The organism is Acinetobacter sp. NIPH1876 (assembly GCF_022808535.1).
Taxonomy (GTDB): Bacteria; Pseudomonadota; Gammaproteobacteria; order Pseudomonadales; family Moraxellaceae; genus Acinetobacter; species Acinetobacter higginsii.
The window spans coordinates 412,564-438,231 of record NZ_JALGBR010000001.1; the positions used below are offsets into that span (position 1 = coordinate 412,564).

Annotated in this window: 26 protein-coding genes; 14 read left to right on the top strand and 12 right to left on the bottom strand. The window is 39.4% G+C overall.

From position 1 onward, the window contains the following. Positions 1 to 13: 13 nt before the first annotated feature. From rsmG to MN869_RS02060, 3 genes are all read right to left on the bottom strand, one after another. A complete protein-coding gene (gene rsmG / locus MN869_RS02050; protein WP_004806608.1) occupies positions 14 to 649 on the bottom strand; it encodes a 16S rRNA (guanine(527)-N(7))-methyltransferase RsmG in 636 nt (211 codons plus the stop codon). Between the two features lie 174 nt (positions 650 to 823). Beyond that, entirely contained in the window at positions 824 to 1,513 is a 690-nt protein-coding gene (murU, locus tag MN869_RS02055; RefSeq protein WP_243306801.1) for an N-acetylmuramate alpha-1-phosphate uridylyltransferase MurU, read from the bottom strand. Next, positions 1,513 to 2,526 carry a phosphotransferase gene (locus MN869_RS02060; RefSeq protein ID WP_033132924.1) on the bottom strand — a complete coding sequence of 338 codons (1,014 nt, stop codon included), beginning with the start codon at positions 2,524 to 2,526 and terminating at the stop codon, positions 1,513 to 1,515. Before MN869_RS02060 ends, murU begins: the two co-directional genes overlap by 1 nt. 118 nt (positions 2,527 to 2,644) lie before the next feature. Here MN869_RS02060 and lptD point away from each other — a divergent pair, with 118 nt between their 5' ends. Continuing rightward, on the top strand, positions 2,645 to 5,119 hold the full coding sequence (gene lptD / locus MN869_RS02065) for an LPS assembly protein LptD (RefSeq protein ID WP_033132925.1): 2,475 nt from the start codon (positions 2,645 to 2,647) through the stop codon (positions 5,117 to 5,119). Continuing rightward, positions 5,119 to 6,432 carry a peptidylprolyl isomerase gene (locus tag MN869_RS02070; RefSeq protein ID WP_033132926.1) on the top strand — a complete coding sequence of 438 codons (1,314 nt, stop codon included), beginning with the start codon at positions 5,119 to 5,121 and terminating at the stop codon, positions 6,430 to 6,432. Before lptD ends, MN869_RS02070 begins: the two co-directional genes overlap by 1 nt. Positions 6,433 to 6,539: 107 nt before the next feature. Here MN869_RS02070 and fba read toward each other — a convergent pair whose 3' ends face one another. The 3 genes from fba to MN869_RS02085 all read right to left on the bottom strand — a co-directional run bounded on the left by fba (position 6,540) and on the right by MN869_RS02085 (position 9,261). Then, the gene (gene fba / locus MN869_RS02075) at positions 6,540 to 7,577 is read right to left on the bottom strand and encodes a class II fructose-bisphosphate aldolase (protein ID WP_004806599.1); all 1,038 of its coding nucleotides are present in this window, start codon (positions 7,575 to 7,577) and stop codon (positions 6,540 to 6,542) included. 210 nt (positions 7,578 to 7,787) lie between these two features. Then, on the bottom strand, positions 7,788 to 8,939 hold the full coding sequence (gene rhlB / locus MN869_RS02080; RefSeq protein ID WP_004806597.1) for an ATP-dependent RNA helicase RhlB: 1,152 nt from the start codon (positions 8,937 to 8,939) through the stop codon (positions 7,788 to 7,790). A 109-nt stretch (positions 8,940 to 9,048) separates the two neighbouring features. Continuing rightward, entirely contained in the window at positions 9,049 to 9,261 is a 213-nt protein-coding gene (locus tag MN869_RS02085) for a cold-shock protein (RefSeq protein ID WP_004653893.1), read from the bottom strand. A gap of 357 nt (positions 9,262 to 9,618) precedes the next feature. Here MN869_RS02085 and MN869_RS02090 point away from each other — a divergent pair, with 357 nt between their 5' ends. From MN869_RS02090 to MN869_RS02110, 5 genes are all read left to right on the top strand, one after another. Further along, positions 9,619 to 9,858, top strand: a complete 240-nt coding sequence (locus tag MN869_RS02090; protein ID WP_004806594.1) for a sulfurtransferase TusA family protein — start codon at positions 9,619 to 9,621, stop codon at positions 9,856 to 9,858. Between the two features lie 131 nt (positions 9,859 to 9,989). Beyond that, positions 9,990 to 10,859, top strand: coding sequence for an RNA polymerase sigma factor RpoH (gene rpoH, locus MN869_RS02095; protein ID WP_004653896.1), 870 nt, complete (start codon positions 9,990 to 9,992; stop codon positions 10,857 to 10,859). A gap of 107 nt (positions 10,860 to 10,966) precedes the next feature. Continuing rightward, positions 10,967 to 11,332 (top strand): DUF423 domain-containing protein, encoded by a 366-nt coding sequence (locus MN869_RS02100; protein WP_033132927.1) that lies wholly within the window; start codon positions 10,967 to 10,969, stop codon positions 11,330 to 11,332. A 9-nt stretch (positions 11,333 to 11,341) separates the two neighbouring features. Further along, positions 11,342 to 11,539 (top strand): sulfur carrier protein ThiS, encoded by a 198-nt coding sequence (thiS, locus tag MN869_RS02105; protein WP_033132928.1) that lies wholly within the window; start codon positions 11,342 to 11,344, stop codon positions 11,537 to 11,539. Positions 11,540 to 11,562: 23 nt separating this feature from the next. Further along, positions 11,563 to 12,348 carry a thiazole synthase gene (locus tag MN869_RS02110; protein WP_004639328.1) on the top strand — a complete coding sequence of 262 codons (786 nt, stop codon included), beginning with the start codon at positions 11,563 to 11,565 and terminating at the stop codon, positions 12,346 to 12,348. Between the two features lie 63 nt (positions 12,349 to 12,411). Here MN869_RS02110 and MN869_RS02115 read toward each other — a convergent pair whose 3' ends face one another. From MN869_RS02115 to yaaA, 4 genes are read right to left on the bottom strand one after another with little or no spacing between them, the layout of a single operon-like run. Then, entirely contained in the window at positions 12,412 to 13,104 is a 693-nt protein-coding gene (locus MN869_RS02115) for a hypothetical protein (RefSeq protein WP_004806588.1), read from the bottom strand. A 13-nt stretch (positions 13,105 to 13,117) separates the two neighbouring features. Then, positions 13,118 to 13,738, bottom strand: coding sequence for a metal-dependent hydrolase (locus MN869_RS02120; RefSeq protein WP_033132929.1), 621 nt, complete (start codon positions 13,736 to 13,738; stop codon positions 13,118 to 13,120). 9 nt (positions 13,739 to 13,747) lie between these two features. Further along, the gene (locus MN869_RS02125; RefSeq protein WP_004806584.1) at positions 13,748 to 14,011 is read right to left on the bottom strand and encodes a hypothetical protein; all 264 of its coding nucleotides are present in this window, start codon (positions 14,009 to 14,011) and stop codon (positions 13,748 to 13,750) included. 21 nt (positions 14,012 to 14,032) lie between these two features. After that, positions 14,033 to 14,815 carry a peroxide stress protein YaaA gene (yaaA, locus tag MN869_RS02130; RefSeq protein ID WP_005204244.1) on the bottom strand — a complete coding sequence of 261 codons (783 nt, stop codon included), beginning with the start codon at positions 14,813 to 14,815 and terminating at the stop codon, positions 14,033 to 14,035. A 124-nt stretch (positions 14,816 to 14,939) separates the two neighbouring features. Between yaaA and MN869_RS02135 the strand changes: the two genes are divergently transcribed. Beyond that, positions 14,940 to 15,569, top strand: a complete 630-nt coding sequence (locus tag MN869_RS02135; RefSeq protein ID WP_033132930.1) for a hydrolase — start codon at positions 14,940 to 14,942, stop codon at positions 15,567 to 15,569. A gap of 92 nt (positions 15,570 to 15,661) precedes the next feature. Continuing rightward, positions 15,662 to 16,732, top strand: a complete 1,071-nt coding sequence (locus MN869_RS02140; protein WP_033132931.1) for a DUF2157 domain-containing protein — start codon at positions 15,662 to 15,664, stop codon at positions 16,730 to 16,732. Here the strand turns inward: MN869_RS02140 and rtcR are convergent, their stop codons facing one another. Beyond that, complete coding sequence (rtcR, locus tag MN869_RS02145; protein WP_033132932.1) at positions 16,733 to 18,334, bottom strand: RNA repair transcriptional activator RtcR; 1,602 nt, start codon at positions 18,332 to 18,334, stop codon at positions 16,733 to 16,735. 67 nt (positions 18,335 to 18,401) lie between these two features. Between rtcR and MN869_RS02150 the strand changes: the two genes are divergently transcribed. Continuing rightward, on the top strand, positions 18,402 to 19,364 hold the full coding sequence (locus MN869_RS02150; RefSeq protein WP_033132933.1) for a ribonuclease Z: 963 nt from the start codon (positions 18,402 to 18,404) through the stop codon (positions 19,362 to 19,364). Between the two features lie 255 nt (positions 19,365 to 19,619). Continuing rightward, the gene (locus MN869_RS02155) at positions 19,620 to 21,233 is read left to right on the top strand and encodes a TROVE domain-containing protein (protein WP_033132934.1); all 1,614 of its coding nucleotides are present in this window, start codon (positions 19,620 to 19,622) and stop codon (positions 21,231 to 21,233) included. 906 nt (positions 21,234 to 22,139) lie between these two features. Here the strand turns inward: MN869_RS02155 and MN869_RS02160 are convergent. After that, the gene (locus MN869_RS02160) at positions 22,140 to 22,430 is read right to left on the bottom strand and encodes a hypothetical protein (RefSeq protein ID WP_005313381.1); all 291 of its coding nucleotides are present in this window, start codon (positions 22,428 to 22,430) and stop codon (positions 22,140 to 22,142) included. A gap of 535 nt (positions 22,431 to 22,965) precedes the next feature. On the opposite strand from MN869_RS02160, the gene MN869_RS02165 reads away from it, so the two are divergent. The 3 genes from MN869_RS02165 to MN869_RS02175 are packed head-to-tail and all read left to right on the top strand — an operon-like array spanning position 22,966 to position 25,481. Further along, positions 22,966 to 24,234 (top strand): RtcB family protein, encoded by a 1,269-nt coding sequence (locus MN869_RS02165; protein ID WP_033132935.1) that lies wholly within the window; start codon positions 22,966 to 22,968, stop codon positions 24,232 to 24,234. Positions 24,235 to 24,263: 29 nt separating this feature from the next. Beyond that, on the top strand, positions 24,264 to 24,995 hold the full coding sequence (locus MN869_RS02170; protein WP_225761706.1) for a hypothetical protein: 732 nt from the start codon (positions 24,264 to 24,266) through the stop codon (positions 24,993 to 24,995). 27 nt (positions 24,996 to 25,022) lie between these two features. Further along, a complete protein-coding gene (locus MN869_RS02175) occupies positions 25,023 to 25,481 on the top strand; it encodes a DIP1984 family protein (RefSeq protein ID WP_033132936.1) in 459 nt (152 codons plus the stop codon). Positions 25,482 to 25,668: the final 187 nt, after the last annotated feature.

Here is a 25,668-nt window from a genome sequence, read left to right on the forward strand (position 1 = left end):
CCCTTAATATTTTTTATTGAATACGTTGAAGTAAAAGTAAATGACGCTGTTCATCCAATCTTGGCACACGCAGTTCAATGATCTTACATGAATACTGATCTTTCATCTGCTCAACTTCATCCTCTGGGATTAAGCCTTTCATTGCAGCAATGATACTTTGTTCATGCATATATGGTTGTGCTGCATCTACAAAATCGGTCAATGAAGCAAATGCTCGACTTGTAATGACATCAAACTGACCAAGTTCTCCAATGCTGTCTTCATTTTCAACACGAGTTTGGACTGCAATTACATTTTTCAGTTTTAAGTCTGCAATAAATTGCTTCAGGAAACGAATCTTTTTCCCATTCGAATCTAATAGTACACAAGAACGTTCTGGTTGGCATAATGCAATGATCATGCCCGGCATACCACCGCCCGTACCCACATCTAACAAACGGCCTTGGGGCAAATCATTTAAGATACTTAAACTATCTAATAAATGTTTAACCAGCATTTCTTTCGGCTCGCGAATTGCCGTTAAATTGTATGCCTTATTCCATAGCACTAGCGCATCTTGATATTTCAATAAGAGTGTTAGGGCTTCTTCACTTAGGTTAAGACCTAAAGCTTGGCTACCTTGCTTTAATTCTTGAAAAAAAGGATGCATAACAGTGCGACATCTCGATAAACTTGCTGTGCAGTATACCGATTTCTGATACAAGGCACAGCAGGACTTGTTGAACGATTATGCAGTTAATCATTTACAAGCATGATAAACTGCACAATCCTTTAAGTTTTTGTCTTTTCTTATGCAAATCACAGATAGACAAAGCATTTTTTATTATGCAAACGCGCCCTGCTTGATTTGTTGATCAAGCTGCTCTAAACGCTCAGGTGTACCAACATCCACCCAAATTCCTTGCAACTTTTCAGCCGAAACTTGCTGCTGCTGCATGGCTTGTTTCAATAATGGCGCTAAAGGTCGTTTGCCATTTTCCAAACCTGCAAACATCTGTGGTGCAAAAACAGCAACACCACTATAAGTTAAGGCTTCACCCAATTGCTCTTGCTCAAAAGTGTAAGCTAAATCATTCGCTAGAATAAAGTCACCTTTTAAGTGCTGAGGTGGATTTTCAACCAAGACTAAATGTACTTGTTTATCTTCCAACCGAACATTCAACAATGAAGAAAAATCCATTGTGGTCCAGACATCACCATTGACCAAAATAAAAGGTTCATCACCCAACAATGGCAAAGCATTAATAATGCCGCCTGCTGTTTCCAAGCCTTCACCTTCGTGTGACCATAAAATAGTTACACCAAATTGAGAGCCATCACCTAAAGCAGCAACAAGTTTTTCACCCAACCAAGCCGTATTAATGACAATCTCGGTGACGCCGATTTTTTGCAACTTCTCAATATGCCAAACAATCAGTGGCTTACCACCGACTTCCAGTAAAGGTTTTGGCGTATACAAGGTCAATGGTCGCATACGATTACCAAGACCAGCCGCAAGAATCATTGCTTTCATTATGCTGCAACCTCGTAATCACCATATTTTTCGATAAACTTCGGCATTACGATGTCACGAATGAACTGCATAAAGTCATTCAGTTCATCATAACCTTGGCTTTCTTCAAGCAAATACCACATCACGCGCGGTAAATCTTTTAAATAACCTGATTTGCCATCACGTTCAAATAGACGCACAAAGATACCCAAGATTTTCAAATGACGTTGGATCGCCATCAGATCAGCATCTCGTTTGAACTGCTCAAAACTACGATTTTCTTTCGCTGCTGCTGGCAATAAGTTATAGAACACTTCAAACCATTCGTAGACACGCTCAGCATTCCACTGCACATAAGCATCACGCGTAATCGAGATGAGATCGTAGGTATCAGCACCGATCACTGCATCTTGGAAGTCAATTACACCAAGCTCTTGCTCATCTTCGATTTTCATCAAATTACGACTATGGAAGTCACGATGTACAATCACTTGCGGTTGATTAGTCGCCTCGATCGCAAGGAAATCAAATGCCTGCTCAATCGTTTCCAACTGCTGCTCTGTCGGCTGAATGTTTAATGATGGTAACATCCACTCTGTCAACAGACGCATTTCCGTCATTAACTTTTCATAAGAATACGCAGGTAATTGCGCATGACCATTGATCTGCTGTAATTCAATCAACTGCTTAAAACTTTGTGCATAGTAATGATCAACTGTTTGATCATTGAGTAATGTTGATAAAACAACATCACCAAAATCCTCAAGCAGTAATAAACCCAAGGTTAAGTCTTTCGCAACGATATGTGGAACTCGCACACCATTTTCATCAAAAAACTCATCAATGCTGACAAATGGCGCACAATCTTCTTTTTCAGGAGGCGCATCCATGAGCATATATGTTTTGTTTTGTATCGTAATTCGCGCATAGCGGCGAAAGCTTGCATCTCCTGCTAAAAAGTTGATCTCAAATTGATCAGATTGGAGAGTGGCTTGAAGCCAAGTTTGTATCAATTGTTCACGTTGTGTATTCATTTGCAATAAAATCTAAAACTAGCTGAGATTTTGAAAGCTTAAGTGTAGCCACTTATCAACTTTTTCTCTATGATGCGACAATAATTAATTGTGAATTAGCGTATTGGTTAATGAGACAATGAAACATCAGTTTAAATTTAATCCTTTAGCAACAGCTATTTTGACACTCTTGTGCGGCGGCTCGATTCAATCAGGTTTCGCGGCGCAAGCTGATGCTGTCTCTACGCTTGACAATAAACAGCTCAAAGCTGCCATTCGACAGAATCAAGAACAGCAAAACCAAGAAAGTTATCCTGGGGAAAGTTTTTTCCAGCAATATTATGTAGATAAATCTGCACCAGAAGCGCAATTACGTGACAATCGTTATTTAAGCTCTTCATTTTGCCAAGGGACTTGGGTCACTCCAATCAACCCCGAAACAAAGGCTGGTAATGCAAATACGACCACTTCTGTGCTCACCGCTGATTATGGGCATTACAACCCGACAGGTGATTCTGTTTTACAAGGCAATGTTGTCATCGATCAAGAAGGCCGAACTATTCGTGCTGATCAAGTTACAATCGATTCGACACAAACATTTGCCAATGCCGAAGGTCGTGTTCAGGTTGCTCAATCAGGATTACTCACCCAAAGTGATGCGATTAACTATAATTTAAAAACCCAGACTGGTGATTTAAACAATAGTTTCTATATCTCTGAACAACAGCATGCACATGGTCATGCCAGTCAAATAAAACGGGAAAATCAGAATTTAGTCATTTTTAAGGACGCGAGCTATACCGCTTGTCCTCCTGAGCAAAAACCTGCATGGAAAATTCAGGCCAAAGAAATTGAGCTAAACCAAGATACAGGTCGCGGTGTAACCCGCGGCACCAAGCTTTATGTCAAAGACGTACCTATACTTGCAGTCCCATATTTCAACTTTCCGATTGATGACCGACGCACTACGGGTTTATTGAGTCCAAATTTTGGCTATAGCAATGATGGTGGTGCGCAGTTAATCACCCCTGTTTATCTCAATCTTGCGCCAAACTATGATCTCACACTCACCCCGAGCTACATGAGCAAACGTGGCCCGAAATTAGATGCTGACTTCCGCTATATGACTGAAAACTTTGGTTCTGGTCGTATTTGGGGAGGCTATATCGCCAAAGATGATCAATATGGCGGCGAAGCACGTGATGACCTTCATTTTGTTCACAATTGGAAAATCGACGACCAATGGTCGACCAATTTAGAATATAACTACGCATCAGATAAAGATTACTTCGCAGACTTCAATAACAACCCGAACACACGAACCGATCTAAATTTGCGCCGTGCTTGGGAACTGAATTACCAAAATGGGATTCCTGGCCTTAAAGCTCAGTTGAAGGTTGAAGATTTCCAAACCCTAGATAAAACCATTAAAGATGTCGATAAACCTTATGCTCGACTTCCACAATTCTTATTAAACTACGTTACTGGTGATCCACAAGGTCTACAATACGAGTTTAATAACGATACCGCTTATTTCAAAAAGTCTGTAGATGATGGTTCTGCGCTAGAATCAAGTGGTACGCGTATCTACAACCAGTTTGCAGTTCGCTACAACTATTTAACCCCTTCTTGGTTCTATGTCGTTCCAGAAGTCTCTGTACGTAGTATTAACACCTTCTACGATCAAGACTCAAAAGAAGGCCGTGGACTGTCTGCTTCTGATGATTTAGAAAAATCAGTTGTTGTTCCTCAATTCACGCTTGCCACAGGCTTAACGTTCGAGAAAGAAGGCAAATACTTACAGAGTATTTCTCCTCGTGCTTTTTATGCTTACTCACCTTATAAGAACCAAGATGATCATCCAAACTTTGATTCGACTACAGCGTCGATCAACTATGATCAACTGTTCAACCCATATCGCTTCTATGGGCATGACCGTCTAGATGACAATAATTTCTTGTCGCTCGGTGTGACTTATAGCTTGTTAGATACTGAAGGCCTAGAGCGCATTAAAGCAAGCATTGGTCAAAGTTATTACTTTAGTGACCGCCGTGTCAGTCTGAATGAAAAACTCGATGAGTTTGATACCCAAACACGTACAGGCCCTATTGTTAGTTTATCAAGCCAGCTTAATCAGAACTTCACCATTACATCTAACTCTGCATGGATGTCGAATGGCGAAAATGCACAACGCGATTTCCAAGCTTACTATACCGGTGACAAAGGTAATCTTTACAACTTAGGCTATTTTTACCGTAAAGATATCCCAGATCGACAAGATTCTTATGACCAAGTTGTTGCATCCTTTATACAACCTGTAAAAGACAATTGGCGTATTATGGGTCATGCTCAATACGACATTGACAATAATGTGATGCGTGAATATTTACTTGGTGTAAATTACGAGTCATGTTGTTGGGCTGTCTCAGTTTATGGTCGTTCTTACTACAATGATCTGGATGACCCAAACACCCCAGGCGTTCGTAAAAAGAATGCTGTTATGGCTGAATTCACCCTAAAAGGTCTCGGTGCTTTAAACAATAAGCTTGCTTCTCTCCTAGAAAACAGAGTTTTAGGTTTCAACAAAATTAATCAATCTTGGACACAACGTTAATGAAGATAAAACCTTTTCAACATATCTTTAAAGCAACTGTTCTCGCTGCCCTAATTTCTTCATCAATGCAAAGCTTTGCACAGCCAACGGATGAGGTTGTTGCCATTGTAGATAGTAGTGTCATTCTAAAAAGTGATTTAGAACAAGGGATTGCTGAAACAGAACACCAGATGAAAGCACAAAACAAAACTGTTCCTCCACAACAGTATTTACAAATGCAAGTGCTTGATCAACTCATCATTCGCCAAGCTCAATTAGAGCAAGTAAAGCGTTATGGTATTAAGCCTGATGAAAAGAGCTTAAATGCTGCGGTACTAAAAGTTGCAAATCAATCAGGTGCAAATACTCTTGAAGCATTTCAACAAAAGTTAGATGCAATTGCACCAGGTACATATGAAAACTTGCGCAACCGTGTCGCAGAAGACTTAGCCATTGGTCGTTTACGTCAGCAACAAGTGATGTCACGTATTAAAATCAGTGATCATGATGTTGAAAACTTTTTAAACTCCCCAGAAGGTCAAGCTGCGCTAGGTACTCAAGTCCATGTGATTCACATGCGCATTTCGGGTGAAAATAACAATGAAGTACAGCAAGTCGCTCAACAGGTAAAACAATCCCTCACAACAAGTGATGACACCAAATCGATTAGCTCTAAGCTATCAACAGCTTCAGTGAAAGTCGATGGTGCTGACATGGGTTTCCGCTCATTATCAGAAATCCCAACGGAACTCTCTGCACGTATTGCCCCACTTCAAGTTGGACAAACCACCGAGTTAATCAATGTTCGTGATGGTGTGCATGTCTTAAAACTACTTGAACGTAAGCAAAACGAACAAAAAGCATTAGTCTCTCAATACCAGACACGCCATATCCTAATCCAACCATCTGAAGTTGTAAGCATAGATCGCGCTAAGCAAATGATCGATAGCCTATACAACCGTGCTAAAGCGGGTGATGATTTTGCAACACTTGCTGCAACCTATTCAAATGACACAGGCTCTGCGCGGGATGGTGGTAGCTTAGGTTGGGTAAGTCCGGGCGTAATGGTACCTGAATTTGAAAAGGTGATGAAAGAAACACCTGTTGGACAAATCAGCAAACCATTCCAAAGCCAGTTCGGTTGGCATATCTTGCAAGTCACAGATACACGTGAACAAGACATGACCAAAGAAGTACAAGAACGTATGGCACGTCAAATCTTAGGTGAACGTCAGTTCGATACCGAAGTTGATAGCTGGATGCGTGAACTTCGTGCGAATGCCTACGTTGAAATCAAAGATGCAAGCTTAGACTCAAAAGCACAGCAAAAATAAATATGCAGAATAAAAATGCCAGCAATTCGCTGGCATTTTTTATTTAAAAAATTAATCAATTAAAAAAATAGCGGCAATCGCCGCTATTTTTTTACATTACAAATTGATTATTTGTAACGATCAACCATTTTCTCTAAAGAAATTGGACGAATTTTATCTGCATTACCTGATGTACCAAATGAATTATAACGATCCACACAGATTTGCTTCATTGCTTCAACTGTTTCACCAAAGAATTTACGCGGGTCAAATTCACTTGGTTTTTCAGCCATCATACGACGCATTGCGCCAGTAGAAGCCAAACGTAAATCGGTATCAATATTAATCTTACGTACACCGTGCTTAATCGCTTCTACAAGCTGATCTACAGGCACACCATAAGTTTCTTTAATATCGCCACCATACTGGTTAATCACAGCTAACCACTCTTGTGGTACAGAGCTTGAACCATGCATTACAAGATGCGTATTTGGTAACGCAGCATGAATTTCTTTAATGCGGTCAATAGCCAAGATATCGCCTGTAGGTGGACGTGTAAACTTGTACGCACCATGTGAAGTACCGACAGCAATCGCCAAAGCATCAACATTGGTATCCGCAACAAACTGAGTTGCTTCTTCAACAGAAGTTAACAGCTGAGAGTGGTCAAGTACACCTTCTGCGCCCACACCATCTTCTTCACCCGCCATACCAGTTTCAAGGCTACCTAAGCAACCAATCTCACCTTCAACTGAAACACCACATGCATGTGCAATAGACACCACTCGACGTGTTACATCAACATTGTAGTCGTATGATGTTGGTGTTTTACCATCTTCACCCAATGAACCATCCATCATTACTGAGCTAAAGCCCAACTGGATTGAACGCTGACAAATATCAGGACTTGTACCATGATCTTGATGCATTACCACTGGAATATGTGGCCACTCTTCAATCGCAGCTAAAATAAGATGACGTAAGAATGGTGCACCCGCATATTTACGCGCACCAGCCGAAGCTTGCACGATAACAGGTGAATTCGTTGCATCTGCAGCGAGCATGATTGCGCGCATTTGTTCTAAATTGTTTACGTTAAACGCTGGTACGCCGTAGTTATGTTCTGCAGCGTGATCCAAGAGCTGGCGCATTGAAATTAGAGCCATAATATCCTCCCAGGTAATGCGCCATATTCTACATGCTGATCTATTTCAATTCAGCAAATAATCACAGTAATTATAAAAAAAACTTTAATCTTTTGTGTAATTTGAGTTGTTATTCTGACTAAATAATCAAAAAGGCCAAATCACAGTATGATTTGGCCTTTTGCTTAAAAGATATTGCGCTTAAATACATCCAATAAAATGGATCAAGACTTAGCAATAACCCTCTAAACGCGTTAATGGTAATTTTTTACCAATCGCTTTTTCAATTTCTGGCAAATAGAATGCATCATCTTCCGAAAGGAAACTGATACTCACACCCTGCGCGCCAGCACGCCCTGTACGACCAATACGATGTACATAGTCATCAGACTGTTCAGGCAAAGTAAAGTTAATCACATGCGAAACACCATCCACATGAATACCACGACCAGCAACATCAGTTGCAATCATAATATTGTTCTTACCTTGTTTGAATTGGTCTAGCATTTTTAAACGCTTATCTTGTGCAATTTCACCAGATAACATACCAACTTTATAACCATCACGTTTCAAATGGTCATACAAACGGCGTACCTGATCTCGACGATTTGCAAAGATCATGACTTTATCAATTGGCTCTTCACGCAAAATATCTTGCAATAACTTGTATTTATCTTGTTTAGCAACCACATAAACACGTTGTTCAACATCATTATTGGTTTTTTGCTCAGGTTCAATTTCTACCGTTACAGGCTCGAACAACCATTGACGTGCAAGATTTAAAACATCATAGCTAAACGTCGCAGAGAACATCAAAGTTTGACGTTGTTCTTTAAATGGCGAAAAGCGAACAATTCGTTTAACCGATGGAATAAAGCCCATATCCAACAAACGATCTGCTTCATCAATCACCAGAAATTCAATTTTATCCAACCAAACTTCTTTTTGCTCCACAAAATCGATCAAACGGCCTGGTGTTGCAACAATGATATCAACAAAGTTGCGATCCAACATTTTCTTTTGTTTTTCAAAATCTACGCCGCCTAATAAGGTTACAAGATGTAGGTTTGAAAACTTGGTTAATGCTTGCGCATCACTTTCAATCTGTAATGCTAACTCGCGTGTCGGCGCTAAAATTAACGCACGTGGCTCACCACGGAATCGTTGCTCTTGAACTGGATTATTGAGTAGATCATTGATCACACTAACCAAAAAGGCAGCTGTTTTTCCTGTGCCTGTTTGTGCTCGACCAATAGCATCATGCCCTGCTAATGTATATTTTAAAACCTTTTGCTGAATTGGGGTCATTTGTGTAAAACCCAAAGCATCAATCGCTTTCTTCAACTGCGGATGTAAATTTAAGGTTTCAAAACCAGATGTCATATATGCTCTCGAACCATCAACGACCAAAAGAAAGTCATTATTATAAACCATAAAAAATAAAAACGCCCCAATAAGATTGGGGCGTTTTTTATTGCGTTAAGGCAACAAATTAGTCTAAAGGCTGAACGTTTTCAGCCTGGAAACCTTTTTGTCCTTGAACAACACTGAATTCTACGCGTTGGCCGTCACGTAAAGAACGGTGGCCATCACCCATAATCGCGCGGAAATGAACAAATACGTCATCACCACCATTACGCTGAATAAAACCAAAGCCTTTAGTGTCATTAAACCACTTTACTACGCCTTGTTCACGAGCTGTCATAAGTCAATCCTCAGATATTGAAAGATAAGGACCTTCCGGTGTTGCAAACAGCAGAGCCAACAAGGTTTTAAAATATTTATAATTTTAAAGCTTGTAATCATTCTGTAAAACTATCAACAATTTCCGGTTACATCCATTTGTTATAGAGTTTAAAACAATTAATTTGCATTAAACAACTTTCTAAAACGCATCGAGCTTATCATGGGTTTATCACAATTAATAGAATTATTTTTAGTTATTTCCGATGTTTCTATCTGTTTTTTTCAATAATTTAGCTGTTTTTTTAATGAAATTTTTCTCTCAAAAATTACGCAAAAATTTGTTAAGATAATTTTGAATGAAGTGATTTAATCGTATATGACCAACACATCCAACACACCCATCATTATTGATGCTTTAGGGCAACCTTGCCCAATGCCACTATTGATGTTGAAGCGTGCTTTAAAGAAAGCCAACGGCATACAACAATATCTATTGAAATCTTCTGATCCACATAGTGAAATTGATGTAACACGATATTGCCAAATTCAGCAACTTCAATGTTTAACTCAGAAAATTTCAGATCGTGAATTTCACTATTTAATTGAATCTACGTGATTCTTTGCTAAACTCTAGCTAAAGATAAACTAGATAACTTTACATTTTTATACTCAAATTTCCTTAGTGATGAAGAACATTCGCATTAAGATGAAATTGTTGACTTAAATACCATCCTATAAGGAGACTCCATGACTACTGACAGCAGCAATCAATTGATGCCCCTGTCATTGTCTGCGCCAGGCGTAAACCTTGGTGCATATATCAGTACTGTCAATCAAATTCCAATTCTAACGGCCGAGCAGGAAAAAGAACTTGCTGAGCGTTATTATTATGACCAAGATCTTGATGCTGCCAAACTATTGGTAATGTCACACCTACGCTTTGTTGTCCATATTGCACGTAGTTATGCAGGTTACGGATTGCCACAAGGCGATCTCATTCAAGAAGGTAACCTTGGATTAATGAAAGCGGTCAAACGCTTCGATCCAAATATGGGGGTTCGCTTAGTTTCTTTTGCAGTGCACTGGATTAAAGCCGAAATCCATGAATATGTGATTCGTAACTGGCGTATTGTCAAAATCGCAACGACAAAGGCACAACGTAAATTATTCTTTAACTTACGTAGTCTTAAAAAATCAAGCAAACGACTCACTTTGGAAGAAGCGAAATCAATTGCCAATGATTTGAATGTCACACCAGAGCAAGTGCTCGAAATGGAAGGTCGCTTAACCGCTTATGATGCTGCTTTTGAAGCACAAGGCGATGATGATGACGATACACCACATACAGCACCTGCACTGTATCTCGAGGATAATCGTTACGATCCTGCTCGATTAGTTGAAGAAGAAGACTACGAAGAACAAAGCACCACTGCCTTACATGAGGCAATGGATCAGCTAGATGATCGTTCACGGAATATTTTACAACGTCGCTGGTTAGATGATGACAAATCAACTTTGCATGAACTGGCTGCAGAATATAATGTTTCCGCAGAACGTATTCGCCAGCTTGAAAAGAATGCAATGGAAAAAATCAAAACCGCCATGTCTGCAAGTTAAAATCGAATCAAACACAAGGGCTTTAATGCCCTTTTGTTTTATCTGGCTTTGTTTAAGCACCCGAATATGTTAACTTTGTTCATCAAATTTCCAGTTCCATTATCATTATGTGGATAGCTATCTCGGCGCTTAACCTTGCGCTTGCAGTTATGTTGGGTGCTTTTGGTGCTCATGGACTCAAATCTTTTGCAACCCCAGAACAACTTACTTGGTGGGGTACAGCAACTCAATACTTTTTCTATCATGCGATTGGATTGCTTATCTTAGGCGTCATGCATAAAACTACAGCAACATTTCCAATAAAAATTCCTTTTATTTTGATCCAAATTGGTATCATCTTTTTCTGCGGTTCGTTGTACATTATGGCGCTCGACCTACCTCGCATTTTAGGTGCGATTACACCGATTGGCGGTGCGTTTATGATAGCGGGCTGGCTGTTACTCGCATGGCAAGCAATCAAGCATGCGAAATAAGGATTGATCATGCACATCTATTTAAATGGCGAGTCAACAGACACGTCTTGTGAAAACCTACAGCAATTAATTCAAAATTTAGCCTTAGAAGGCAAACGCTTTGCTGTAGAGAAGAACCAACAGATTATTCCGAAAAGTAGACTTGAGCAAACATTAATTGCTCCTGAAGATCGTATAGAAATTATTCAAGCTGTTGGTGGCGGCTAATCGGCTAAAAATGGAGTAAGCCCATGCAAGATTCCCCTTTAATTATTGGTTCACGTACTTTCCAATCTCGTTTATTGGTCGGAACGGGTAAGTATAAAGATCTCAATGAAACTGATTTAGCCATTCAAGCCAGTGGCGCTGAAATTGTCACAGTTGCAATTCGTCGTGTAAACATTGGTCAGCATGCCGATCAGCCGAATTTGCTTTCAGTGATTCCACCAGAAAAATACACGATTCTGCCGAATACAGCAGGTTGTTTTGATGCAGATAGCGCGATTCGTACCTGTATGCTGGCACGTGAACTGCTTGATGGTCACAATTTGGTGAAGCTAGAAGTGCTCGGTGATGAAAAAACTTTATACCCAAATGTCACTGCAACACTGAAAGCAGCGCAGACCCTGATTGATGATGGTTTTGAAATCATGGTCTACACCTCGGATGACCCAATTGTTGCCCAAGAACTTGAAAGTATGGGTTGTGTCGCAATCATGCCTTTGGGCAGTTTGATTGGTTCTGGTCTCGGTATTTTGAATCCACACACCATTTCAATCATCAAAGAGAACGCTAAGGTTCCTGTGTTGGTGGATGCAGGTGTGGGTACCGCCAGTGACGCTGCCATTGCAATGGAACTCGGTTGTGACGGCGTATTAATGAATACAGCAATTGCTGCTGCACAAAATCCAATTTTAATGGCTTCTGCCATGAAAAAAGCGGTTGAAGCAGGTCGTGAAGCATTTTTAGCGGGTCGTATGCCGCGTAAGCGTATGGCCAATGCCAGCTCGCCTGAGACAGGTTATTTCTTTAAGTAAGAAAAGAAAAAGCAAAGGGAGCTATTTGCTCCCTTTTTTAATCGCCAAAACACTCATTTCTTTCTAGCATTTTAATGTTATCTGCAATGAGCTTTTTATATCATTCACAATATATTTTGGTGCAAGGATAAACAAAAGCATTTCAGCCCAATAAGGCTCACTCTTAGCATACACTTCCATCGATAATTTTTTCATTAATTGGCAATAATCATGATAAGCAATGCGATGAGTTTTATAGTTCACAGGACCATCAAACAAATTAAAAATCGTATTAAGTTCATATTGAGTTATATCAGCATTCCTTCCGACCGGCTGAGGATAAAATTCCTTTAATGTTGAATATTTAAACAACAACCAGTTTAAAGAATAAATGACTCTGGAATCATAAACTGCATAAGCCTGATGATCCATAAATGATGCGACTTTTGATAAAGAAGAGATCACTGAAAAAGTAGTTCTTGTTAAAGCACCTTTTGTAAGTTCACTTTCAAATTTAAGCAATAACAGGTCATTTTTAGGATTTTGCTTAAAAGAACGTATACCTCCCCACTCTTGAATCAACCAGTACCGACCAGCTAAATCATCTGAATTCAATAAAGAATTGAAATTATGTTTTAAATAAATATTTTGCTCAAATACGGAGGCAAGATGTACAGGGATTGGTAATGGATTACTTTCTGGCAACTCCCATATAAAATATTTTTCTAACGGATGCTGTTTCGCTAGCTCTTTCAATGTTTGAATTAGCTGATCCATGATTCTCTCAATTCTAAATGTTTAATATTCGATTTAAATTTTGCTTCGCCCTTTGCTCAAAATTCTGTTGAAAATATTCGGTTTGATACAGTGATTCTGTCTGATAAAAATGCGCTAGAACTTCTTTTCTCTTAATCGCATAAACATCTGGATCTACCCAAGCATATTCCTGTTGAATCTGCTGCTCATACTCCGCAAAACGCTCTGGCGAAGCCGCTAGAATCGCTAAGTCAATATCCAGTAAAAACTGCAAATCCAACTCATTCGTCGATTCGTGCTTTTGCGTGGCAATAATCCACTGCTTTATCTTCTGAACAATATCAATTGATAAATCTTGAGCTAAATATTGCTCGAATAGCTCAGCACTTTTCAGCTCATTATCTTTTGCTTGGGGATCATAAATCGCATCATGAAACCAGAGCGCCAATGTAACAGCATGTGCATCATTTAAATCAGCTCGAATCGAATCAACTAGAACTAGACATTCATACAAATGTTGCAGAGTATGATAAGCCCGCTGCTTTTCACTGTAGGCAGCAATCAACTTATTAAAAACTTTCTGCGGTTCAGAAAAATGATAATGCTGATGCAGCTCAAACCATGATTTTTCTAATGAAGTTAAATATTGCGGCATTGCTTATCCTCATTGGATTTCTTTATTCAGCCACTTTGCCAATGATTCAGCATCTTTACGCTCTAGAAAAAGCTGATACAAGGTACAGGAACCAAACTCATGTTTTAGTTCCTGTTGGCGCATAGGATGATTACCAAATCGGAATCGTCGAGTACCGTCTCGATCAAGCGGCAATGCATACACCCCATAACTACGAGGTTCTGTCAAATGCCCTTTTATCTGGACTTGATCAGACGATATCGCGTGTTTTAATAAATGTTCTTTGGTTAACATCCCACCCTGCCCAAGGCAAACCTAAGCTGCGTGCTGTTCATCTCGCTTAAAGACCAATTCTTTATTCGATGAACTTTCAGCATCAAAGTAATACCCTTCACTATCAAATGCTTTTAATTGTTCTACTTGGCTTAATTTATTCTCAATCAAGTATCTTGCCATCAGACCACGCGCTTTTTTCGCATAAAAACTGATGACTTTATATTTTCCGTTCTTTTGATCCAAGAATACAGGCTTGATAATTTCTGCCTGAATTTTCTTTTCATTCACAGATTTATAATATTCGTCAGAGGCCAAATTTACCAACACTTTTGCATCAATTTCAGCTAAATCTTGGTTAATTTGATCTGTGATAATACTGCCCCAGAATTCATATAGATTATGGCCGCGGCTATTTTTTAGTTTAGTGCCCATTTCCAAACGGTACGGCATCATCAAATCCAATGGACGTAATAAACCATAAAGACCAGACAGCATACGTAAATGCTGTTGGGCAAAATCAATATCTTGGTCTTTTAAGTGATAAGCATCTAAACCCGTGTACACATCACCTTTAAATGCAAACAAAGCTTGACGTGCATTGGAAAAATCAAAATCTGCATTCCAGTCACGGAAACGCTCTACATTTAAATTGGCAATTTTTTCACTCACGGTCATCAACGATGCAATTTCTGTCGCAGAAAGCTTGCGACAAACATCAATCAATTGTTGTGATTGCGCCAACAAACGTGGCTGAGTATGTGTATCTGTAGGAAGTGCTGTGGTGTAATCGAGTGTTTTAGCAGGAGAAATTAAAGCAAGCATAATCAATCAGAATAAATTTATCTTGGTGAAACTATAACAGTTGATAATTTTTAATGCCAATTCGTGTTCTCGTTCAGTTTTATCGGTAAAATAGTGGATTCTTCCATTATCCATTGCGTATCTTATGTCTGAGCAATTATTCATCCAAGGTCCTGTTGGTCAAATCGAAATGTTTGTTGATCAACCCCAAGGTGAAATCACAGGTTTTGCTGTCGTCTGCCACCCACATCCTTTGCAAGGTGGTACTCCGCATCATAAAGTCCCTGTTTTACTGGCTCAGATTTTTAATGAAATGGGGTGTGTAGTGTACCGTCCTAGCTTCCGTGGTTTAGCTGGCAGTGAAGGTACTCACGACCAAGGGCATGGCGAAACTGATGATATTATGGCCGTGATTGAATATGCCCGTGCAAAACATGCAGGCTTAACCTTCTATGCAGGTGGTTTCAGTTTCGGCTCTCATGTACTCGCAAAATGCCAAGCGCAACTTAGCAATGAGTTACGTCCAAAGCAATTGGTATTATGTGGCTTACCTACAGGTTCTGTGGTGGATTTACGCCACTACACAACTCCTGCAATTGACGGCGATATCCTATTTGTACATGGTGAACAGGATGATATTACCCTGCTCTCAGATATGATCGCGTGGGCAAAACCACAAAAACATCCGATCACGATTTTACCAGGCGCCAATCATTTCTTTACTGGTTATCTAAAACAATTACGTCAAGTGATTGCTCGCTTTTTAAAACTGTAGACTTAACAACAAATTACTAAGAAAAATATACGTGTTTTGAATCCAATGTCTGTTATATCAATATAGATGTACAGACATCAGGTTCTTTAATAATGAAATTAAATAAAAAACAGGGACTTTTTTTAAAGCAAACCATTGAGCAATGGCAACAGCAAGGTACGATTACGCCTGATGTAGCCAATGAGCTAGAGCAGAGCTTTTCGATTCGGCCTTTTGATTGGGAACGACTGGCAAAATATTCATTTTGGATTTCCATGATTTGTGCTGTGATCGCGATTGCCGCTATTACTGCGGACAAGTTCTTGATGGAGCTGATTGAAAAACTCTTTATTGACTCCAAAATCATTCCTTGTCTGATTTTTGCTGCGGTTGCTGCAGCTTTTTATGGCTTTGCCTATCGTCGACGCAAGACCAAACCCTTACATCAATTTAGCAATGAAGCCATTATTTTTGCAGGCGTGCTGTCTACCGCAGCGTCTGTCGCCTATTTCGGCCAAGCGATTGATACAGGCAGTGGGCATTTCTCTTTATTATTCCTGCTCTCCACCATTATTTATGCAGCACTTGCCTTCTGGTTCCCCTCTAAACTGATTTGGGTGTTCTCACTGCTTTCGCTCGGTTCATGGTTTGGGACGGAAACTGGCTATATGTCGGGCTGGGGTGCTTATTATCTAGGGATGAACTTCCCTTTACGCTTTGTATTCTTTGGTGGCGCACTGATTGGATTGAGTCTTCTCTTTAAACGTTATGCACATTTTAAAGACTTTGCGCATTCAACTTATGTCATGGGCCTGCTGTATCTATTTATTGCCTTATGGATTCTCTCAATCTTTGGCAATTATGGTGACTTAGGGAGTTGGTATAGCGTCAAGCAATATGAGCTATTACATTGGGGCGTACTATTCGCGTTTATTGCCATCATCGCAATTGTCTATGGTTTAAAACATGATGATGCCACCTCACGAGGTTTTGGTATCACCTTCTTATTTATTAACCTCTACACCAAGTATTTTGAGTTCTTTTGGAATGGCATGCACAAAGCTATTTTCTTTATCTTGCTGGCTGCATCTTTCTGGTGGATTGGCCGACATGCTGAAAAACTCTGGAACTTAGAGTTTTTACCCAGCCAATCCCAAATAAAGAGAGATCATCCAGCTGAATGATTACTGAAAGTCACTCCAACTCAAGCCAAACCGAGCCAAATACTTTTTGACTCGGTCGCTGTCATTGGTGGTATTACGTTGCTGGCGTGAAGCTGCAAAAAGCTGACGTCCAGCATCAGCCATCGATTTGGCATTTTCACAGACTTGCAGGACGCCACGCAGTTGAATCTGATCAAACTCATCGATCTCGCTCAACTGGGTTTGATCTAAATATTTGAGGAGAATATCGATATCTTTAGATTGGTTTTCTGTGGTTTGAATCGACCACAGTTGCTTTAAACGCTGAATCTCTTTTTCCACCGTTTCTGAACGGATCAACTCACCACTGGATAATGTCGCCAGCCGTGTCACACTAGCAGTCAAATCACGAAAATTTCCCTGCCATGATGCTTCCTTCGACTTGGCAAATTTCAAATACACATCAAGTGCATCACGTTGAAAACGTAATTGTCGTTGATGGTTCGCCGCAAAACGTTGCAACTCGAACTCAATATTGGGGGCAATATCTTCGATTCGATCTTTAAGATTGGGTAAAAAGAAAGTCCATGTATTCAATCGTGCCCATAAGTCCTCACGGAAACGCCCTGCTTGCACTTCAGTTCTTAAATCTTTATTTGTCCCTGCGATCAATTGAAAATCGGCCTGAACCTCTTTATCACTTCCGACTGGAAAAAAGGATTTATCTTCAAGTGCCTTAAGCAACATCGCTTGCTCATCTAACCCAAGCTCGCCAATTTCATCCAAAAACAGAATCCCCTGATCAGCACTTTTTAATAAGCCTGCTCTTGAAGCCGCTGCCCCTGTAAAAGCCCCTTTGATATGCCCAAACAAACTCGACATGGCACTATCACCACGAAGCGTCGCACAGTTCACATCAATAAAACGCCCACTTAGATGAAACTTGTCTTTCTTTAATTGAAAAATTTGTTTGGCTAAATGCGATTTACCTACACCTGTCGCCCCCATAATCAAAATCGGCGCACTAGAGCGTGTCGCCACCAACTCAACCTCGGTAATCAGTTGATTAAATTCATCATTATAGGTTGAAATATTGGCTTTTAACTGTTGCCAGTTTTGTTGTTGCTCATCTTCAAAACGCTGCTTGAGGACATCATAGCGAGATAAATCCAGATCAATAATTCGATATTCACCTTCTGGCGTTTTCTGTTGATTTGGCGCACTTTGAATCAATTTGGCAGGTAAATAATTGGTATCGACCAGTAGATACCAACAGATTTGAGCAACGTGTGTACCTGTAGTGATATGCAAAAGATAGTTATTTTTTTCAGTATCAAAGGGATAACTTTTCACAAAGTCATATAGCGCACCATAAACCTCAGCAAAATCCCAAGGATCACGGATACTCACTCGCTGCCCCGATACTGTGGTCAATGGCGACACATCCTGAGCATCTTCAGCAATAAATTTGACTAGATTATGATGTTGTCGATCATGTAATAGCACCAATTCATCTACAATCAGATCTTCATGCATCAGAAGGCTCAAGGTCGGACGCCAGCGTTGCCAACGGTCAGGACGCTTTCCTTGATCCAAGGTAGAACCCACAAAACCAATTACAACAGTTTTTTTTGCATTCGCCATAATTTCTATAATATTTTATATATGTCTATTATATACAATACGCAATTCGATGAAAAATTCCAACAATATGCTTCATTTTACTTTTTTAGGCACATCTTCTGGTGTACCCACGCCCACACGCAACGTTTCTGCTCTAGCAATCCGCAATAGCAAGAATAAAGACTGGATACTGGTTGATGCAGGTGAAGGTACACAGCATCGCATTCAACAGGCCAAACTTTCATTACAAAGCTTAGTTGCCATCTGCATCACCCACGTACATGGTGATCATTGTTATGGATTGGTCGGCTTATTGGCCAGTGCAGGTATGAATGCCCGTACTGCAGCCTTAACCATTATCGCGCCCAAAGAAATTCAACAATGGATTGAAGTTACAGCACAATTAACAGATTTACATTTGCCCTATCCACTCAACTTTATCGATGTGAATGAAGCAACTCAGATACTACAGTTAACCGATGAACTCTCGATTCAAGCTCATCCACTGAGTCACCGTGTACCCAGTTTTGCATTTAGTGTTATTGCGCAATACACTCAAAAGAAATTAGATACACACGCCTTAATTCAACTCGGCGTAGCAAAAGGCAAAGTTTGGGGGGATTTACAGCAAGGCTTAGACGTCCAATTTAATGAGCAAACCTTAAACGCGGTTGATTTTATTCAAATCCAAACGCAACGTGCACATGCAATTGTCGGTGGAGATAATGATCGTCCTGAATTATTGGCACAAGCTTGCCAAGATGCCCAGCTCTTGATTCATGAAAGCACCTACACCCAAGCCATTTTAGATAAAGTGGGTTCAGGCCCCATGCATAGTTCGGCAAAGATGGTTGCAGAATTTGCTCAACAACAAGGTCTAAGCAATCTGATCCTGACACACTTTAGCCCACGCCATCAAGACAGTGCTGGACAGCAAGTGATTGCGGAAGAAGTTAGAAATTTCTATAAAGGCAACTTCTACTTGGCTCATGATTTTGATCAATTTAGCTTAGACGAGACAGGTCGGCTTTTAAAAATCGATAAATCTTAATAGATCCTCTGGTATATGATCTATCAATAAAATCTCAGGATAGATTCAATATCTTTCTAAATACTTTTATATCTATTTAGATATATTTTACATATTAAAATCCACTAACTTTTTCCAATAAAAAAATATTAATTATTTTATTTTCAATAATTATCAATACCTTATAAAAACTTAAAATAAAAACAAGAATGTTGGCACACTCTCTGCAATAACACATCCAAGAGACAACAACTTGAATTTTATAGAGGATGAGTCATGGTAAACCAGACAATTTTTGCCTCTCAGGCAACTAAAAAACAATTGATCAGTAATGAAGCTGGCGGTCGTGCATTTCAATTAAATCACCGTCAAGCCTTAGCTCAGCTTGCTGCAACAGGCACGTTGAATCATACCTTTTATCAAACCGCACAAATGCAATTGGATCAAGTATTGGTACTAACACAAGATATTGATGCAGAATTTATTGCTAAAACGGCAGTTTACACTCGCCAAAATAACCACATGAAAGACATGCCAGTTTTACTATTGGCAATTTTATCACAACGCGATCAAAGCTTATTTAAAGCAGTATTTCCATTGGTGATTGATAATGGCAAACAGTTGCGTAATTTTGTACAAATCATGCGTTCAGGGGTAATACAACGCAAATCTTTGGGCAGCTTGCCAAAGAAAATGATCAATCAATGGTTGATCAATGCCAATGAAAATCAATTGTTGGCAGCCAATATTGGCAATCAGCCTTCTTTAGCAGATGTATTAAAAATGACTCATCCAAAACCTAAAGATGCAACTCAGGAGGCGTTCTTTGCTTATGTGCTCGGTAAAAAATACGAGCTTGAGCAGTTGCCTGCCAAAGTTCAAGCCTTAGAAAAATTCCGTCAAGGTTTAAGCCATGATGTTCCCGACTTGCCAATGCAACTTCTCACCAATTTACAACTTTCAGCACAGCAATGGGCTGAGATTGCTAAAAATGGAGGTTGGCAGATGTTAAGAATGAACTTGAATACTTTTGCTCGTCATGGTGTATTTCAAATCGAAGGCATGGATGAAATCATTGCAAATAAATTACAAGATCAGGATATGATTCGCAAAAGCCGAGTTTTGCCCTATCAATTAATGACAACTTGGTCGGCATTGGATGATGCGGTCCCTCAAGTTGTACGGCAATCTTTGGAACAGGTGATGCAAGCCGCTTTGCAAAATGTGCCTCGCCTCACTGGTCGCGTGGTTGTTGCGATTGATGTCTCAGGTTCAATGGCAAGCCCCGTGACAGGCTATCGTAAAGGCGCAACATCAACTTTACGTTGTGTCGATGTGGCATCGTTATTTGCTTGTGCGTTAAAGCAAGTAAATCCTGACATTCAAATTATGCCGTTTGATACCCAACTTCATTCATTGAATATTGCGGAAAATGAATCTGATCAAGCAAGCTTATTTGGTCGATTAAAACAGGTTTTTACAGGTGGTAAAACAGGCTCAATTTTTGAAGTCGCCAAACAATTTGCTGCGCTTGGTGGCGGTGGAACGGATTGTAGCATTCCATTAAATCGACTCAATCGAGATCAGACACCTGTCGATTTGATGATTTATTTTTCAGACAATGAGTCTTGGGCTGACCAGTTACGCACACGCCATAAAACAGGCATGTTGTATGAATGGGATATTTTAAAACAACGCTGTCCAGAAGCAAAATTGGTCTGTGTAGATTTACAGCCATATACGCACACTCAAGTACCTGAACGTACTGATGTGATGAATATTGGTGGTTTTAGTGACCATGTATTTACGCTGATTGATTTATTTTCGCAGGGTAAAATGCACGCTGATCACTGGATCAATGAAATTGAACAAAGCAAATTACCGACTTGATTCGTCAAGTCTGTAAATAGGGTAAATGCTTTAGGAACTACATCTTTCCAATGCTTTTGTTTCTAAATTCAATTTGTTACCCTATAATAAAAATTGCACAAATGCAGATGGAACTACATCACTATCCTTCCAAGATAGCTCAGTGAAAGCTGGCTCGATGTTTCATCATTATTGTTGTGCAAGGAATGGTTGTAATAAATGCCGATGGAACTACATCTTGTAGATAAAACGTTTCATTACACCTTGTTATTACAGCCAACCAGTAAAATGCAAATAGGACTACATTTGTTGAGGGTTCAAGTCCCTTCAAATTGATGAAAATTAGTTTGTAGCTCAATTGGATAGAGCCATGTATAAAAGGTCTTATCATTTTTGTTTACTGGTCTATGCAAAATGCAGTCAGGACTACAATAAGGGGTTCACCGTTAGCAATAACTTGATGGTTCGAGTCCATCTTGATCGACCTCGATCAATGGCGGAAAGGGAAACGCAGTGGAAGAGTTGTCTTGGCGATTAATTGTTTGCATATTTTTTTGTGGTACGGCATAAAATGCTTTTAGGACTACATCCTACCCCATAAATGTGAGTAACCACTCTCACCTGCATCTACAGTGTATGCAGTCGTCTAAATTAAGGCATATGATTTAAGTCTTAGATAATTTTGTTTATGTCGCTTCATCACAAATGCCAATGGGACTACATGATGAATGCGAAAGCATAGAGTTCAAATCTCTAATCCTTTTTAAGGAAAGTCTCATTATTTTTGTTGTGATGATCATCTTTAATCTCAATCAAATGCGATAAGCACTACATAGCAAAATCGTGCGTAGTTGTATATCTATTTTCATAGATAAGGCAGCTAAGGAAAAAGTGTTTATCCTCCTTGTTGATTGAGATTCACCCTCTTTATGGAATATCAGGCGAAAAGAAATCAAATATTCTTCGTAATAGGCGAAATGGTAAAGTAATAATTCGATACACCACTTCAATAGAAGTATCAATCAAATCGAACCAATCCCAAACATCATTTCGACGATGATACCCCTCTCGTTTCGGTTTCACCCAATAAGCAAATAAAAAACAAACTAAACTTAGTGCGAGAAGCATAAGAGTAAAATCTTGCAACAAGAACTGCACAAGACAAAATACCCCTGCAACAAATAAAATAATCGTGAGTAGATAACGAAAAAGGTCCATAGGACTTGGCAATTTATTTCTATTTTGCTAGGGTTATAACATGTCTTTATACAAAGACATACTTACATCCAGATTAAACAACAGATTTTCATCTGAAAAATATCAAACAGCTCCCCATCCATTTGCTAAAGCAGCGATATAAAACACCCATGAGAAAAGACAAAGCTTGATATCAAATAGAAATCAGGATTTCTCTCTTCGACCCTGTACTCAACAATGCCTTATAATTTAAAATTGCAAGCGAGCTAAAATTTGCTTGGAAAAGCAAATATATGACAACCAAAAAATATCTTTTAAGATATTTCCATATCTAATTAAATACAAACTCCAAGCAGAAAGAAAACCAACACATCTCAATTAAATACAATTAAAATAATATTTTTATTAATTATCAATACCTTAAAATAATTTATAGTTGATTTTTAAAAAGTTGGCACAGTCACTGCAATAGTATAAGCACACAATATCATTGGGATCTTGTGAATATCACCTGCCTGCAAACGCTTGGCAGGCAGGCTTTGAAAGGAAAATTAAAATGTCTGTCGTTGAACAAATCAACCAACAAGCTCAATTTGAACAAGAACAGCAACAACGTGCTTATCAAGTTTTAAAAAATGAAACGAGTATGCCAGTAAAAATGTGGACCAATGGTGTGCTTGTTGACGACAACTCAAAACAACAATTGCTGCAAACTGCCCAAATGCCGTTTATTTATAAATGGATGGCAGTAATGCCAGACGTTCACTTTGGCTTAGGTGCAACCATCGGAAGCGTGATTCCAACTAAAGGTGCAATCATTCCTGCTGCGGTCGGTGTCGATATTGGGTGTGGAATGATGGCGACTCGTACCAGCTTAACCGCTTCTGATTTACCTGATAACCTATATGCTTTACGTACTGAGCTTGAGCGCTTGATTCCACACGGAATGACCAAACGTGGACGAGATAAAGGTTCTTGGGAAACACCACCTGAAATGGTAGATCAAGCTTGGGCTGATTTAGTTGCAGATTTTGAGTTAATCTGTGCGAAGCACCCTCGCCTAAAAAACACCAACAACCGCAAGCACTTGGGAACTTTAGGAACAGGAAATCACTTTGTAGAAATCTGTTTAGATGAACATGACCATATTTGGATTATGTTGCACTCAGGTTCTCGCGGTGTGGGTAATGCCATCGGTAATCATTTTATCGAACTGGCGCGCAAAGATATGCAAAAGCACTTTATTAATTTACCCAATAAAGATTTGGCTTATTTAGTCGAAGGAACTGAACATTTTGATGATTACTGGTTTGCTGTAGGTTGGGCACAACGCTTTGCCATGAAAAACCGTGAAATCATGATGCAGTCTGCAATTAAAGCCTTAGCAACGATTATTCCGAAACCGTTCCAAGCCCGATTAGAAGCCGTGAATTGCCACCATAATTATGTGGAAAAGGAAGAACATTACGGCGAAGAAGTGATGGTGACTCGTAAAGGTGCTGTTCGTGCACGTTTGGGGGAATATGGAATTATCCCAGGGTCAATGGGTGCCAAGTCCTTTATTGTTCGCGGGCTTGGAAATCAGGAATCGTTCTGTTCATGTTCGCATGGCGCAGGACGCGTAATGAGCCGCGCTGAAGCAAAACGACGTTTTACCTTGGAAGATCAGATTGCGCAGACTGAAGGTGTGGAATGCCGTAAAGATGCTGCTGTAATCGATGAAATTCCATCGGCCTATAAACCGATTGAAGATGTGATGAAAGCGCAACAGGATTTGGTTGAAGTGGTGTATACATTAAGACAAGTGGTTTGTGTTAAGGGTTAAATATGATCCATGAGGTTGAGGAAAATAAAATGACTACTCTAACTGATTTAAAAAATTTAATTACAGAGGCTTATCAACTATTTTCCTCATATTTAATGGGGGATCAATTCGAGGTTTGTCATGGTACTTGCTGCTTACAAACCGCTGATGGTGAATTATTAAAACGTCTACCAGTGGCACAGCTTAATTGCCGATTGATTTATGAATATCTTGATGCTGCTGAAAGTATGGATAAATTTGCATTAGCACAACAAATTAAACATTTGCTACCTAAAATATTGGAATTACTGATTCAAGGCGAAAACCTTAGTCATAGCACAGAAATTATTTTAAACAAATGTTATTTTAATTTAGAGAACGCTTGGAAAACGAAAGAAATCCAATTTATGCAGAAATTTGCTTTGGCTTTCTTCCAATATAAAGCAATATATTTCGATGAAAATTATAGCTTAGATGAATACATTACTATGTTTCATCTAGCCGGCTTAGATATTCAACCATTACTTGATGAGTGGGTTCTTTTATTAACTCACTATTCAGCATTAATCAATTTAGCAAATATGCTCAATTATTGGTTCTACAAAGGTATCTACAACAATAGTTTTGCGGATCACAAGCTAAAACAAATCATGTATGTTTGGATTAAAAATTCAGAGCATCAAAATATCATATTAGATCAATTTCTATATGCACTTGAACAGAATAGTTTAACTCCACAGCAAATAGAAACAATCAATTCCGCCTCTTATCATCTTTATTAAAGAGAAATGGAAATAAAGGTAAATAAAATGAAACTCGCAGAAGCACTTTTACTGCGAAGCGATCAACAAAAAAAGCTCGCTTCATTAAAACAACGGATCAACGCCAATGTATTGGTACAAGATGGCGATGAACCCAGTGAAGATCCAAATGAACTGATCAAACAGGTATTTGCTTTAACCCAAGAAAGTAATCAGTTGATTTGTCGTATTCATTTGACCAATGCACAGGCCAAGTTGGAGGATGGCAAAGTTCTGCTGTCCCTATTAAGCTTGCGTGATAGTTATGCTGAACAGCATAAGATTCTGGTTGATGCGATTGCCAATACCCATCGTGAACCGGATCGATATAGCTCACGTGAGATTAAATGGCAAAAAGTTATCCCTGTTTCTAGTTTGCAAAAACAAGCCGATGATATCAGCGCGAAACTTCGCGATTTAAATATCAAAATTCAGGCTGCCAATTGGCAGATTGATTTAGTCGAATAGACAACAGATTTTGTGAATTTAGTTCACAATCACAGTTTGGACATACTGGGCGAGTACAAGATCCTGCGTTACTCCGATCTGAGGGATTGAAAATAATTCAGGCGGCTATGGCAGCATGTGAGCCGTGCATCAATCTTCACTGATTAGGCTCAGCACCATGTACCTAGCAAACCTTTGCCAAAAGCAA

Excerpts from the sequence above, each read along its gene's own strand:
- rsmG (WP_004806608.1), bottom strand. The coding sequence starts at position 649 with ATGCATCCTTTTTTTCAAGAATTAAAGCAAGGTAGCCAAGCTTTAGGT.
- murU (WP_243306801.1), bottom strand. The coding sequence starts at position 1,513 with ATGAAAGCAATGATTCTTGCGGCTGGTCTTGGTAATCGTATGCGACCA.
- MN869_RS02060 (WP_033132924.1), bottom strand. The coding sequence starts at position 2,526 with ATGAATACACAACGTGAACAATTGATACAAACTTGGCTTCAAGCCACT.
- lptD (WP_033132925.1), top strand. The coding sequence starts at position 2,645 with ATGAAACATCAGTTTAAATTTAATCCTTTAGCAACAGCTATTTTGACA.
- MN869_RS02070 (WP_033132926.1), top strand. The coding sequence starts at position 5,119 with ATGAAGATAAAACCTTTTCAACATATCTTTAAAGCAACTGTTCTCGCT.
- fba (WP_004806599.1), bottom strand. The coding sequence starts at position 7,577 with ATGGCTCTAATTTCAATGCGCCAGCTCTTGGATCACGCTGCAGAACAT.
- rhlB (WP_004806597.1), bottom strand. The coding sequence starts at position 8,939 with ATGACATCTGGTTTTGAAACCTTAAATTTACATCCGCAGTTGAAGAAA.
- MN869_RS02085 (WP_004653893.1), bottom strand. The coding sequence starts at position 9,261 with ATGACAGCTCGTGAACAAGGCGTAGTAAAGTGGTTTAATGACACTAAA.
- MN869_RS02090 (WP_004806594.1), top strand. The coding sequence starts at position 9,619 with ATGACCAACACATCCAACACACCCATCATTATTGATGCTTTAGGGCAA.
- rpoH (WP_004653896.1), top strand. The coding sequence starts at position 9,990 with ATGACTACTGACAGCAGCAATCAATTGATGCCCCTGTCATTGTCTGCG.
- MN869_RS02100 (WP_033132927.1), top strand. The coding sequence starts at position 10,967 with ATGTGGATAGCTATCTCGGCGCTTAACCTTGCGCTTGCAGTTATGTTG.
- thiS (WP_033132928.1), top strand. The coding sequence starts at position 11,342 with ATGCACATCTATTTAAATGGCGAGTCAACAGACACGTCTTGTGAAAAC.
- MN869_RS02110 (WP_004639328.1), top strand. The coding sequence starts at position 11,563 with ATGCAAGATTCCCCTTTAATTATTGGTTCACGTACTTTCCAATCTCGT.
- MN869_RS02115 (WP_004806588.1), bottom strand. The coding sequence starts at position 13,104 with ATGGATCAGCTAATTCAAACATTGAAAGAGCTAGCGAAACAGCATCCG.
- MN869_RS02120 (WP_033132929.1), bottom strand. The coding sequence starts at position 13,738 with ATGCCGCAATATTTAACTTCATTAGAAAAATCATGGTTTGAGCTGCAT.
- MN869_RS02125 (WP_004806584.1), bottom strand. The coding sequence starts at position 14,011 with ATGTTAACCAAAGAACATTTATTAAAACACGCGATATCGTCTGATCAA.
- yaaA (WP_005204244.1), bottom strand. The coding sequence starts at position 14,815 with ATGCTTGCTTTAATTTCTCCTGCTAAAACACTCGATTACACCACAGCA.
- MN869_RS02135 (WP_033132930.1), top strand. The coding sequence starts at position 14,940 with ATGTCTGAGCAATTATTCATCCAAGGTCCTGTTGGTCAAATCGAAATG.
- MN869_RS02140 (WP_033132931.1), top strand. The coding sequence starts at position 15,662 with ATGAAATTAAATAAAAAACAGGGACTTTTTTTAAAGCAAACCATTGAG.
- rtcR (WP_033132932.1), bottom strand. The coding sequence starts at position 18,334 with ATGGCGAATGCAAAAAAAACTGTTGTAATTGGTTTTGTGGGTTCTACC.
- MN869_RS02150 (WP_033132933.1), top strand. The coding sequence starts at position 18,402 with ATGCTTCATTTTACTTTTTTAGGCACATCTTCTGGTGTACCCACGCCC.
- MN869_RS02155 (WP_033132934.1), top strand. The coding sequence starts at position 19,620 with ATGGTAAACCAGACAATTTTTGCCTCTCAGGCAACTAAAAAACAATTG.
- MN869_RS02160 (WP_005313381.1), bottom strand. The coding sequence starts at position 22,430 with ATGGACCTTTTTCGTTATCTACTCACGATTATTTTATTTGTTGCAGGG.
- MN869_RS02165 (WP_033132935.1), top strand. The coding sequence starts at position 22,966 with ATGTCTGTCGTTGAACAAATCAACCAACAAGCTCAATTTGAACAAGAA.
- MN869_RS02170 (WP_225761706.1), top strand. The coding sequence starts at position 24,264 with ATGACTACTCTAACTGATTTAAAAAATTTAATTACAGAGGCTTATCAA.
- MN869_RS02175 (WP_033132936.1), top strand. The coding sequence starts at position 25,023 with ATGAAACTCGCAGAAGCACTTTTACTGCGAAGCGATCAACAAAAAAAG.